The sequence below is a fragment of the Chitinophaga rupis genome, from assembly GCF_900109685.1.
Classification (GTDB): Bacteria; Bacteroidota; Bacteroidia; order Chitinophagales; family Chitinophagaceae; genus Chitinophaga; species Chitinophaga rupis.
This window is the reverse complement of sequence record NZ_FOBB01000004.1, coordinates 540974-555156: the sequence shown is the minus strand read 5'-3', so window position 1 is coordinate 555156 and position 14183 is coordinate 540974. Positions and strand designations below refer to the sequence as shown.

Genomic DNA, 14183 nt, shown 5'->3' with positions numbered 1-14183 from the left:
AAACTTGCTTTATGAGAAAATACATTTTTACACCGCTGTTTAAAATAGCACCGCTCTTCTGCTGCCTGCTGTTGCTCGCCTCACGGTCTGTGGCGCAAACAGATATCAGCATTGGCACCGGCACCACCGGCAATGGTTCCGGCTACTCTTATCCCTGCCCTATACAGGATTATTATGAAGGCAGCCGTGCGCAATACCTGTACAGAGCCTCTGAGCTGATAGCCGCAGGTATGGGCCCCGGTATGATCTCCGCCGTAAAATTTAACGTAACGGACTTAAATGGTGCAGGCATTGTAGAACAGTATGCGCTTAAGATCGCTGCTACTACCATTACCACCCTGGGCACCACCAGCTGGGAAAATACCGGCAGCCCGGTATACGGTCCGGTAGATTATCAGCCCATAACCGGTATCAACGCCTTTACATTTACCAGTGGTTTCTTCTGGAATGGTACAGATAATATCATCGTAGAAGCCTGTAACGGCGGCGATGACTACACCACCAACCCAAGCATTCCCTGGACAACCGGTTTGTCCTTCAATGGCTCCCGTTCCTATGTATCGGACAATCTGGGTAGCCTGTGCGGCACCACTACCACCAATACATCCGGCACAGCTACCACCCGTCCGAACATCATTTTCACCTGGACGCCTGCATCCGCCTGTACCGGTACGCCCAATGCAGGTACCGCGGTAACCAGCGTAAGCAGCGTGTGTTTAAATGAAAGCTTTAACCTGAGCTTAACCGGCGCCACCGTGGCTTCCGGGTTAAAGTATCAATGGCAGTCTTCTCCTAACAATAGCACCTGGACAAATATTCCCAATGATACCACCGCCGGTATCACCGCCAAACAAACCGTCAGCACGTATTACCGTTGCGTAGTAACCTGCGCCAACAGCGGCTTATCCGCCAATTCCACCAGTGTGCAGGTAGCATCGCCCACACTGGTATCCGGCACTTTCTCCATTAACAAAGCCCAACCCACCGATCCTACGGGAACGCATAACTTTAACTCTTTTAACGATGCCTATAACTACATTAAGTGCGGCATTAACGGCAATGTGATCTTTAACGTAGCAGCGGGCAGCGGCACCTATACGGAGCAGCTGAACATGACCCCTGTACCCGGCGCATCCGCCAATGCCACGGTTACCTTTAACGGTAACGGGCAAACGCTTACATATACCTCCACCAACGGTAACCAGCGTGCAGTGATCAAGCTCGATGGGGCGGATCATATCATCTTTAATGACCTGGTCATCACCGCAGCCGGCAGCACCTCCACAGAATATGGCTTTGGGGTGCAGCTGCTGAACGACGCTGATTCCAACGTGGTGAATAATTGTACCATCAACATTAACACCACTTCCAGCTCAGAGAACTTTGCAGGTATAGTTGTCAGCGCTTCCGCTTCCGATGCCACCGGCACCGGCGATGCCAAATGCGATGGCAACACCTTCAGCAATAACACCATTACCGGTGGCTATTACGGTGTAACCCTGGTAGGCAGTAACAGCTTTGCCAACGGCAATAACCGTTTCACCGGCAACACCATTAAGGATTTTTATAACTATGGCTTTTATCTCAGCTATTCCTTTAATGCGCTGATCAGTGGTAACACTATCTCCCGCCCCGCACGTACGGATGTGTCGGACTTTTACGGGATCTACCTCACCAACCTCAATACCAAGGATAGCATCAGCAGGAACCGTATCACCGATCCGTTTGGCGGAGCCCCCACCAGCACAGATGATTTTTACGGCGTGTACCTGTCCAGTGTGGATGCATTAAGCTCCCTGGAAAACATCGTTAGCAATAACCTTATCTATAACCTTAGCGGTAGCGGCAGTGTATTTGGTTTCTATAACAGCAGCTCCGATAACGTATATTTTTATCACAACACCCTGGCGCTGGATGGCAGCTCCTCCGGCAGCTCTTATGTAACCCGGGGCTTTAACGTTACTTCCAGCCGTATAGATGGTATTAATTTCATCAACAACATTATCACCATCACGCGCAGCGGCCCTGGTCCCAAACACGGGTTGTACTTTGGCAATACTACCAGCACGGTGGTATCTGATAAGAACGACCTGTTTATTGCACCGGGCGTAGCCAATGCCTTCACCGGCTACTTCTCCGCCAACCAGGCCACCCTGGCCAACTGGCAGGCTGCCAGCACACAGGATGCCGGTTCGCTGGCCTCTAATCCCATGTATGCGTCCACATCTACCGGCAATTACAGCCCGGTAAATGCATCTATTGATAACAAGGGTATGCCGGTTGGTATTACCATCGATATTAATAATGCAGCCCGTAGCGCCACCACGCCGGATGTAGGTGCGTATGAATTTACGCCGCCGCCTTGTACCGTGCCGCCCACACCAGGTACCGCCACAGTAGGCGCCACACCGGTGTGCGTGAACAGCCGCGTGGCCCTGGGCCTCACCGGTAACTCCGTTGGTTTAACACAAACTTACCAATGGCAGGTAGGCAATGCAGCCGCAGGTCCGTTCACGAACCTGGGCAGCCCGCTTACCAACCCGGATACCATCATCGTAGCATCTGTTACCTCCTATTACCGGGTAGCAGTAACCTGTAGCGGCAATACGGCTTATTCAACATCCGTATTGTTAACCGTAACGCAGGCACTACCCGGCGATACCTACACCATTGATAAAACAGCCCCTGCCAACACGCCCAAGAACTACCTGAGCTTTGCAGCCGCCAAATCCGCACTGGAATGTGGTATTGCAGGCCCGGTGATCTTTAATGTGGTAGCAGGCCGCACGCCTTATACCGAGCAGCTGATCCTGGATTCTATTCCCGGTGCATCAGCCATTAACACGGTAACCTTTAAAGGTAATGGCAACACCATCGCTTTCAGCTCTGATGATACAGATGAAAGAGCGGTGATCAAGCTGCGCCGTACAGATCATGTGATCTTTGATAGCCTGAAGGTGGATGCCACCGGCACCGGCGAGTACGGTTATGGTATACAGCTGATCAGCAATGCCGACAGCAACACCATCCGCAAGTGCGAGATCATTACCTCCACTACCAGCTCTTATGAAGATTATGCCGGTATTGTGATCAATGCAGCAGATGATGATGCCACCACTTCCGGCGCCACCCTTTGCGATGCCAACGTAATTGACCGCAACACCATCACCGGTGGTTATTACGGTATTACCCTGGTAGGTGATGAGGACCTGATGCTGCTGAATAACAAGATCACCAATAACACGGTGAAGGATTATTACGCAGCCGGTATCCGCATCAGCTATACCAACAATACGCTGGTAGAAGCTAACAGCATAAGCCGCCCCACCCGCGATAACAGCAGCTATACCGTAAGTGGTATCAATACCTATGAGGCCAGCAACAAGCTGCTCATCACCCGTAACCGCATCTTTAACCCCTTTGGTGGCGATGCCGGTAGCACCAGCGATTTCCATGGCCTGTATATCCAGTACACCAATGCCAATGGCGGAGCAGAGAACATGGTATCCAATAACGTAGTGTACGGCATTAACCATGACGGTTACATTTACGGTATTAACAACTACTATACAGACAATACTTACTATTACCATAATACCGTGTCGCTGGATAACGCTGCCGCTACTACCAGCGATGCTGCAAGAGGTTTTTATATAGCAGGTGATGTAGCCGGAGTACGTTTCTTCGATAACATCATCACCATTACCCGTGGCGGTAACGGCACCAAGCATGGTATTTATGTAAGCGGCACCAATACAGATCTTACATCCGACTATAACGACATCTATGTGAAAGGTGGCGGCAGCCAGAATTACTTTGCTTACTACAATGGTAATCAGGCTACGCTGGCCGATTGGAAAGCCGCTAACTTCCAGGATGAGCATTCCATTAGCATAGACCCGGTATATGCCGATATGCCGAACGGTAACCTGGCCCCGGTAATAGCCCCGCTGGATAATACCGGCACACCGGTAGGCATTACCAACGACATACTGGCGGTTGTGCGCAGCACCAGCAAGCCTGATATGGGCGCGTATGAAATAACCATACCGCCTTGCGTAGCGCCACCCAATGCAGGAACAGCCGTAGCCAACCCCGCAACCAATGTTTGTATGGGCGCCACTATCGCCCTCACACTCACCGGTAACACTACCGGTGGCGGACAAACGTATGTATGGCAGAGCGGTAAAACTACCACCGGCCCATGGCGCGCCATCAGCGAAACCCGCTATGTGAAAGAGTACAAGACCGAGCTGACAATGGAGAATTACTTCCGTTGCCTGGTGATCTGCGGTGGGGATACAGCTTACTCCATACCCGCACACGTGAACATGAATGCACCGCTGTTGTCCGGGAACTATACCATTAACCCGGCAGCACCGGTAAGCGCTACCAACTTCCAGTCATTTACACAGGCCGTAGCAGCCCTGGAGTGCGGTATAGCCGGCTGGGTAACCTTTAACGCTTACCCCGGCACGTACACAGAACAGGTGCGCATGCACAAAGTACCCGGCGCCACAGATACCAGCCGCGTTACTTTCCAGAGCCGCGACCATGCAGCCGCTTCCGTGACCTTAACGTTTAACGGAACAAGCTCCGCTAACTATGTGCTGAAGCTGGACAGCGCCAATTACATTACCTATAAGGAGATCACTATAAAATCAAACGGCACTACCAATGGCCGTGCCATAGAGCTGGCCAGCACCAGCTCTTACGACAGCATTAAGAACTGTATTGTAACAGCGCCCGCTGTAACCAGCAGCACTACCAGTGTGGTGGGTATTTATGCAGATGATCTGAAAGGTGTACAAACCGTGATCAAAGGCAATACTATCAACAACGGCAGCAGCGGTATCTGGATCTCCGGTACCTCCGATGCAGAACATGTATCTGCCCTGGTAATAGACAGCAATACAGTCAATAACGCTTACCAGTATAACATTTACACTTATTACACCAACAGTGTAAAGGTGAATAGAAATACCATCAACATTACAGCACCCCGCGCCAACACTTCCTACGGTATTTATACCGCTTACAGCGATACTGCCTTTGAAGTGAGCAACAACGCGGTGAACATACGCGGCACCACTACCAGTACTTACGGTATTTATACTTACTATAGTGATGGTACTTCCCTGAAGCCAGGTAAAGTAACCGGCAATAAAATAAAAGCCATTAGCGGCAACACCGGTTCGTTGTACGGCCTGGAAAACTATTACAGCAGTTACATAGATGCTGTGAACAACGTAGTAAGTATTAAAACCACTGCCAGCACTGCCTATGGCTTGTATGGTTATGGTGATGAATACGTTAACTATTACAACAACAGCGTACAGAACGCATCTGCCGGCACCGGCAGCTCCAATGCTGCAGCATACTTTAGCCCCAATGCAGCCGTGAAAGCGCGCAACAACATTTTTGCGCACATCGCCGGCGGTAAAGCCATGTACTTCCCGTATGACCCGGATAACTTCAACAGCGATTACAATACCCTGTACACCACTGGTGCAACACTGGTGTCCGCGGGCACGGATTACAGCTCCTTACAGCAATGGCGCGATGACGCGGACCTTGATATAAGCTCCATTGTATACAAACCCGCCTTTACAGACGATAGCACCCTGACGCCTGCCATCACAGTACCGGATGTATGGGCCATACATGGCCGCGGTGTACAGGTGCCCGGCAACGACCGTGATATTAATTACAAACCACGTCCCACTACCCTCATAGGAGGCGTACCGGATATGGGTGCATATGAATTTTTACCCACGGTACTGCCGCCGGTATTGCCTGCCACACCTGCCGCCCCGGCGCCCGGTGTAACGCAGACCTTTATGTTCGGTACCGATACCGTAACTAAAGTAACCTGGGGCCCCACTGTACCGGATACCATTTCCGTAAGAAGGTACTCCGGCGTAATACCGCCCAAGGTAGATACCTCCAAAGAGTTCATGTACTTCTATACAGAAATTGCCGCGCCGCAGCCTTATAGCTTTGGCATCCAGCAATACTACGTGGATTCCTGGCAGGGCCGCTTTAAGAAGCAGGCAGATATTCGTTTAGGCAGAACCGTGGATACCTCCAATACCTGGGTGGTGAATGATAGCAGTAAAGTGATAGATGCCTACAACATTATCTCAGATACCAGCCTTAATTACCTGAACAAGTTCACCGGTCTTAAAGGCCACCTGCCTGATCCGCCGTCAGTGATACAGCCTGCAGACAGCTCCAACAGGGGTACCCGCTTCTGGGTAGGGTATGGCCACCACCAGTTCTTTGGCAGTGATAACAGCCAGGATATGGTGCTGTACCTGAGCGCAGAAGACAGCGCCAATGTAGTGGTGCGCATTAACGGCACCTCATGGGAAAAACAATACCATATACCGGCTAATACAGTTATCAGCAGTGACCTGATCCCCAAAACAGGCCTGTCAGATGCCCGCCTGTTATCAGAAGGCTGGTCAGATAAAGGCATCAGCATAGAAAGTGATGTGCCCATTGTAGCCTACGCGCATATCTATGGCAGCGCATCATCCGGCGCCACCATGCTGTTACCGGTAGGTACCTATGCATATGATTATTACACGCTGGAATCTAAACAGAACTATGGAACAGATACTTATTCCTGGTTCTATATAATAGCGGATTATGATAACACCGCAGTAGAGATCACACCCTCTAACCCTTCACTGGGTGGCCGTGTAGCAGATGTGCCCTTTACCGTAACGCTGAACAAAGGTGAAGTGTACCAGGTATTAGGCGCGCTGAAATCCGGCTCTGATGGTTATGACCTTAGCGGCAGCCATATTAAATCCGTATCCAACTCCGCAGGTAAGTGTTACCCGGTAGCGGTGTTCTCCGGCAGCAGCCGTACCCGCTTTGGTTGCGGCGGTCCGGAAGGTGGTGGTGATAACCTCATCCAGCAGAACTTCCCGTCACAGGCATGGGGTAGGAATTACCTCACTGCACCCACATCCACAGATGATGATCCGGCCACATTCATGACCAATATTTACCGCGTGCTGGTAAAAGATACCGCCACCATTGTAAAAAGGAATGGCGTAACCCTCACCGGTTTGATCAACAAACGCTACTACGAATACTATAGCGACAGTGCCGATTACATTACGGCCGATCAGCCGGTAATGGTAGCACAGTATATGTCGTCCACAGGCGGTTGCGATAATACCGGCGGCCTGGGCGATCCGGAAATGATCTACATAAGCCCCATTGAGCAGGGTATTAATAAAGTAGGTCTGTACCGCAATACAGAGGAATCAATTGAAGTGAACTATTTAACGCTCATTATACCTACTGCCGGCGTAAGCAGCCTGCTCATAGATGGCAACAATATCTTTGACCATGTATATGCGCATCCTAACCGGCCCGGCTATACGGTAGTAATAAAACGCTGGGATGCAGAACAGGCCCAGTGTACGGTAAGCAGCGACTCCGCCTTTACCGCCATCACCTATGGCCTGGGCAGCGTGGAAAGCTATGGGTTTAATGCCGGTACGCTGGTGAAGAACCTGAACAGCAGGCCATCCTTTAACAACGTATACGACAGCAGCGGCATAGCCAATGATTATACCTGCGCTAAAACACCGTTCCGCTTCTCTATGCTGTTATCGCTGAAGCCCGCCACTTTAACCTGGCAGTTCAGCAAGGTGGCTAACCTTACCTCCAGCAGGGATGTAACGCAGCAGAACCCTGTGCCGGTTGATTCTTCTATCGTGAACGGCCGTAAATACTTCCGCTTTGTGGTAGACAGTAACTATGTATTCAGCGCGCCGGGTACCTATTATGTGCCCATTGTGATGACGGATCCTACCATAGAAAGCTGTAACAACAGCCTGGAAACCATACTGCCCATTAAGGTAATAGCTGCACCGGTGGTTGACTTTACCGTAGCATACTCCGGTTGTGTGGGTGATACCGCGCAGTTCCGTGGTACTGCTACCACCGCCAACGGCGTAGGCATCAGCTCCTGGAAATGGGAATTTGGTGACAGCGATACTGCTACCATAAAAGACCCGCTGAAGAAATACAATGCACCGGGCACTTACAATGTGAAGCTGAGCATCATAGCCGCAGAAGGTTGTATAGGCGATACCACCTTACCGGTAACGGTAAATGCAGCACCTGCTGTAGCGCTGGTAAAAGACAGCCTCACCGTATGCGCCGGCTCCAATGTAACCTTTGATGTACAGAACCCGGATGCAGACGCCACTTATAACTGGTACAGCGCCGCAACCGGCGGCACGCTCCTGGGCAGTGGTACCAGCTTAACAATACCCAACATCACCGCCACCAACAGCTATTATGTAGAAGCCGTAAAAGATGGTTGTACGGGCGCCACGCGCAAGCGTGCATTCGTAACCGTATTCCCGCAGCTCACTACACCGGTAGCGGAAATAGATACCATCGGCGTAAATATGATCCGCTTCAAATGGGCGGCCGTACCTAACGCCACCGGTTATGAAGTGTCCATAGATGCCGGTTCAAACTGGACGCAGCCTTCCTCCGGACCTAACGGCTTAACACACACCGTATCCGGCTTACAGCCTGCACAGGAAGTAACGCTGATCGTAAAAGCCAAAGGTTGTGAAGACAAGATCTCCGCACCGGTAAGCGGTAAAACCCTGCCGGACGGCATCTTCATCCCCAATGCCTTCTCACCGAACGGTGATGGTTTGAACGATGTGCTGCGCGTGTATGGTTATATCATCAAGGACATTCACTTCATGATCTTTAACCAGTGGGGCGAGAAAGTATTTGAAACAAATACGCAGACAAGAGGCTGGGATGGCGTGTACAAAGGCAAAGCGCAACCGTCAGGTGTATACATCTATGTGTGCAAGCTGCAGCTGACAGATGGAACCATGGTAGAAAAGAAAGGCGCCATCAACCTGATCCGGTAATGTAAAACTGACGACCATGCTGAAGAACATAACCTATCAAACGCTCATTTGCCTGGCCGGGCTGCTGTTCATAAACACAGCAGCCCACACCCAGAACCTTTCCAACAAAGGGAAAGAGTTCTGGGTGGCTTACGGCCATCACCAGTTCATGGAACCCGGTATGGACAACAGCCAGGAAATGGTGCTATACCTGAGTGCGGAACAACCCGCCACCGTAACCGTAAATATTTTCGGCACGGCCTGGACAAGAACCTATAACATCCCTGCCAATACGGTAATAGCTACAGAGCCAATACCCAAAGCAGGTTTCTATGATGCCCGCCTGTATTCACCGCCGCCATCCTTTGGCGGTACCGGTGGGGAAGGGGTGTTCACCAACAAAGGCATTCATATTGTAAGTAATGTACCCATTGTATCCTATGCCCACATTTATGGCAGCGCCTCATCCGGCGCCACCATGCTGATGCCAACAGAAACATGGGGTTACTCCTATGCATCCCTCAACAGCCAGCAGGAATATTCAGATAACTGTTTTTCCTGGCTGTATGTAATAGCAAAGGATGATAATACTATGATAGAGATCACGCCCTCTGTACCCAGCCGTAACGGCCGTGTACCAGGTGTGCCTTTTACACAGGTGTTAAACAAAGGACAGGTATACCAGCTTATAGGCGCCTCTTTAGGCGGCGGTGCCGGTAATGTGCTCACCGGCACCAAGGTGAAATCCATTGGCAATGCCGCCGGCAACTGCTTTCCCATAGCCGTATTCTCCGGCAGCAGCCGCACCTATATTAACTGTGTCGGCGGTTCCCCCGGTGGTGGCGATAACAACATACAGCAGATCTTCCCCTCGCAGGCATGGGGTAAGCTATACTTAACAGCGCCCACCTCCACCAGCGATAAAGCCAATAGCTTTCATACCAACATTTATAAAGTGCTGGTAAAAGATCCAGCCACGGTAGTAAAGAAGAATGGGATCGTATTAGGCGGTTTTATCCCTGCCAGCTCATCTTACGAGTTTGAAAGTAATACAGCCGATGTAATAGAAGCCGATAAACCCATACTGGTAGCGCAGTTCATGTCGTCCACAGGCGGCTGCCCCAATACCAGTGGCCTGGGCGATCCGGAAATGATGTACCTGAGCCCCCTGGCACAGGCCATTAACCAGATAGGCTTTTACCGTAACACAGAGGAGAGTATTAATGTAAACTACCTCACCCTCATTATTCCTACCAACGGCGTGCCCTCCCTTAGTATAGACGGCGCGCTCAATGCCGCTTCCTTCACCTATCCGCATGCTAACCGTCCCGGGTATACGGTAGTGGTAAAACGCTGGACCGCCGCACAGGCGCAGTGTATTGTGAAAAGTGATTCCGCTTTCACGGCCGTTACCTATGGCTTGGGCAGTGTGGAAAGCTATGGTTACAACGCCGGTACGCTCATCAACAACCTGAACGTATTAGGTGCCATCCACAACTCGCTGGACTCATCTTCCGCCACCAATGACTTTACCTGTAACAATACACCGGTAGAGCTGTCTGTGCTCATCGCCTACCAGCCCACCAAAATGGTGTGGAAGCTAAGCCAGCTGGGCGGGGTAGTAACCCCTAATGCAGATGTAACGGACAATGCGCCGGTAAGCAAAGGCACGGTGCTGGTAGATGGGGTACCGTATTATAAGTATACGCTGCCGCAGCAGTACACCTTTAATACCATAGATACATTTGAAGTGCCCATCCTTTCCACGCACCCCAGCATAGAGAATTGTAACAACACGGAAGAGGTGAAGTTTAGGGTGATCGTGAAAGGAAAACCACGGCCTAATTTTACGTATACCCATACCGGTTGTACGCTGGATACTGTATATCTTAAAGGAGATACCAGCAGCCTCAATGCATACAAAATAGACCGCTGGAAATGGCAGTACCCCGGGCCTGTGCAGGATAGCGGGCAAATGGTGCAGCGGGTATTTGCACCCGGCACGCAAAATGTAAAGCTGACCGCTATCTCAAAAGAAGGTTGCGTGGGCGATACTACCATTGCCATTGTGATCCGTCCTAAACCCGTAGCCAGCTTCAACACCGCTACCAATGCCGTGTGTGAAGGTGGTAGCATACAGGTTACAGACGCCTCCACCTTTGGCGGCCCGGCCCCCATTAAAACCTGGTACTGGGATTTTGGGAACGATACCACGCGCTCCGTTACCACCAATGCTGCGCAAACAGCTAACTACAAAGGGTATAATACCTATACCATTAAACACGTGGTAAAAGTAAGCGACCGTTGTATCAGCGACACAGCCACAAAGACCGTAACCGTATATGCCAAGCCGCAGCTGGGCTTTACCTACCCGCTGAACTGTTTACCGGTTGATGGTATTGTGCAGTTTAACAGCACCACCATCACACCGGACGGGCAAACCATCGGCACCTACGCCTGGAACTTCGGGGACAGCACCGCCACACCGGCCAATCCCAATACTTCCGACGTAGCCAACCCAACACATACTTATACCCGCTACGGTGTGTATAAGATCAAATACAGCGCTACTACCGCCAACGGTTGTACGAAGGATACTACCGTCTCCGCCACCTTTAACCTGAAGCCGGCCCTGGCCTTCTCCGCGCTTACTGCTGTGTGCGAGAATGTGAAAACGCCGGTATCAGTTGCAAAAGGCAGCGTAACCAACGGTGTAACCGGTACCGGTATTTATCGCGGACCCGGCACCAATGCCGTGGGCAACTTTAATCCCGCAGCTGCGGGCCCCGGCACGCACACCATCTGGTATGTGTTCACCACCAATGCCGGCTGTAAGGATTCTGTTTCAAAAACCATTACCGTATATCCCAAACCAGTAGCTGCCTTTGCCGCCACCGCCAGCCTTTGCCAGGGCCAGGTAGCTACCATTACAGATAATTCCACCATTCCTTCCGGTAACATCACCAGCTGGAAATGGAGCTTTGGAGATGGCAGCAGCGCCACATATACCAATGGCAATGCATTTACCCGCACCTATGCCGGCAGTAACACCTATAACGTGAAGCTGGTAGCCGTGAGCGATAACAGCTGTGTAAGCGATACCGCTATACATGCTATTGCCGTTCATCCGTTACCGGTAGCTGACTTTAAATTGCCAGCCGCTATCTGTATGCCGGAAGGTGAGGCCGCATTCACCAACCTTACCACCGTAGCAGATAATTCTACATTAACCTACCAGTGGGCCTTTGGCGATGCTACTAGCTCTACGGTAAAAGATCCTAAGCATGTATATGCCAGCGCAGGCTCCTACACCGTGCAGCTGATTACTAAATCCGCGTACGGCTGTACCAGTGATACTGCTAAGGTGCTGAGCGCTTTCTATAACAAACCTGTTGCCAGCTTCCTGGTAGAGCCGGATACTTTGTGCCAGGGTACAGACAATGTGTTCACCGATAAAAGTACCGCGCCTAACAGCAGCATTACTAAATGGGATTGGGAATTTGGAGACGGTAGCGGCGCTACCTCCCGTAACCCGGTTAAACGGTATGATGCACCGGGCAACTATGATGTAAGGCTCACGGTTACGAATGCTATTGGCTGTGTAAGCAATGTTTTCACCAACAAAGTGCTGGTATACCTGCAGCCTGTAATAGATGCAGGCCCCTCCTTCGTAGTACCGGAAGGCACTATGCTGCAGTTCAATGCAACGGCCAATGATTCCTCTGTGCTTACCTTCCGCTGGACGCCTTCCGGCGATTTCCCGGACCCTACCATCCTGCGCCCCTACCTGCAGGCCATGCGTGATGAAACGTATACCCTCACCGCAACAGGGCAGGGCAACTGCTCCGCCGTGGATGCCTTAACCGTAAAAGTGCTGAAACCCGTAAAGGTACCCAACGCATTTTCCCCCAACGGCGATGGTATTAACGATCAATGGGTCATTACCAACCTGGCCGATTATCCCGGCGCCACAGTAGATGTGTATAACCGTTACGGGCAGCGCGTGTATACCTCCAACGGCTACAACGTAGCATGGGACGGCACCTGGAATGGTAAAGCATTACCGCTGGCCACTTATTACTATGTAATTAAGCTGCAAAGCGGTTTCCCGCCGCTCACCGGCAACGTAACCATTTTGAGATAACAATAAAAACAATTCACATGCAACCGTATCTGAGGACATTAACCAACGCGCACATGGACACAGTGAGGTGCCATGTGGTCAACCAAAAAATAAAAATTGTACGCATGAAACGCTTTACCAGAACCCTGGGTTTGCTGATCGTAGCAACACTCTCCGCCTTAAGCACACGGGCGCAGATAGATCCGCACTTTTCCCAATACTACGTGTACCCCTCCTGGTTAAACCCCGCCTTAACCGGCGCGTTTGACGGTGATTACCGCCTGTCGGCCATTTACCGCACGCAGTGGGGTAATATCAGCAGTCCCTTCTCCACCTTTGGTGCAGCAGCGGACATTACCACCGACAAGAATTTCAACTTTGGCGCCAGTATCCTGAACCAGTCAGCCGGTGATGGCGGCTACAACTACACCACCGCCTATGCTAACGTAGCCTACACCGGTGTAAAGTTTGGCGCTATGCAAACACACCAGCTGGCCTTTGGCATGCAGCTGGGCTTTATACAGCGCAAGTTTGATCCCTCCAAGCTCACCTTCGGTGACCAGTGGAATCCCATCACCGGTTACAACCCGGGCACCAGCTCCGCAGACGTGTTTAACAAAACCTCCGCCATGTCGTTTGATGCCGGTGCCGGCGTATTGTATTACGATGCAGAACCGGGAAAGAACTACAACATTTTCGGCGGCTTCTCCGTATCGCACCTTACCCGCCCCAAAGACCAGTTCAGCGATAAGGGCGATGCCCGCATCCCCATGCGTTACATTGGCCATGCCGGTGTAAGACTGCAGTTGGGACAGGGTTTTACCTTAACGCCTAACGCCATGTACATGCGCCAGGGCACCGCTTCTGAAAAAATGTTTGGCGCTTACGGGCAAATGAATGCTGCCATGAACACTGATTTTCTCCTGGGCGCTAACTACCGTGTTAAAGATGCCATCTCCGTATACGCCGGTTTCATTTATAAGACCATGACACTGGGCGCCAGCTACGACATCAATAATTCTGACCTGGGCAAAATGGTAAAAGGCGCCAACAGCTTTGAAGTATCCTTAACCTTCATTGGCCGTAAGAAATACAAGGCGCAGGAAGTAGAATTTGTTTGTCCAAGATTATAATAACACGATTCAAAGAAAACT

General features: G+C 51.1%; 3 protein-coding genes. All 3 read left to right on the top strand.

Annotated elements, in window-relative coordinates; all coding sequences use genetic code 11:
• Window positions 1-11: 11 nt before the first annotated feature.
• Window positions 12-8927 (top strand): Ig-like domain-containing protein, encoded by an 8916-nt coding sequence (locus BMZ54_RS19050; protein ID WP_089915470.1) that lies wholly within the window; start codon window positions 12-14, stop codon window positions 8925-8927.
• A 16-nt stretch (window positions 8928-8943) separates the two neighbouring features.
• Complete coding sequence (locus BMZ54_RS19045) at window positions 8944-13050, top strand: PKD domain-containing protein (protein WP_089915466.1); 4107 nt, start codon at window positions 8944-8946, stop codon at window positions 13048-13050.
• A gap of 104 nt (window positions 13051-13154) precedes the next feature.
• A complete protein-coding gene (locus tag BMZ54_RS19040) occupies window positions 13155-14162 on the top strand; it encodes a PorP/SprF family type IX secretion system membrane protein (protein ID WP_089915463.1) in 1008 nt (335 codons plus the stop codon).
• Window positions 14163-14183 lie beyond the last annotated feature (21 nt).

What these genes read in the sequence shown, in the direction of transcription:
- BMZ54_RS19045 (WP_089915466.1), top strand. Translation starts at nt 8,944, where the DNA reads ATGCTGAAGAACATAACCTATCAAACGCTCATTTGCCTGGCCGGGCTG.
- BMZ54_RS19040 (WP_089915463.1), top strand. Translation starts at nt 13,155, where the DNA reads ATGAAACGCTTTACCAGAACCCTGGGTTTGCTGATCGTAGCAACACTC.
- BMZ54_RS19050 (WP_089915470.1), top strand. Translation starts at nt 12, where the DNA reads ATGAGAAAATACATTTTTACACCGCTGTTTAAAATAGCACCGCTCTTC.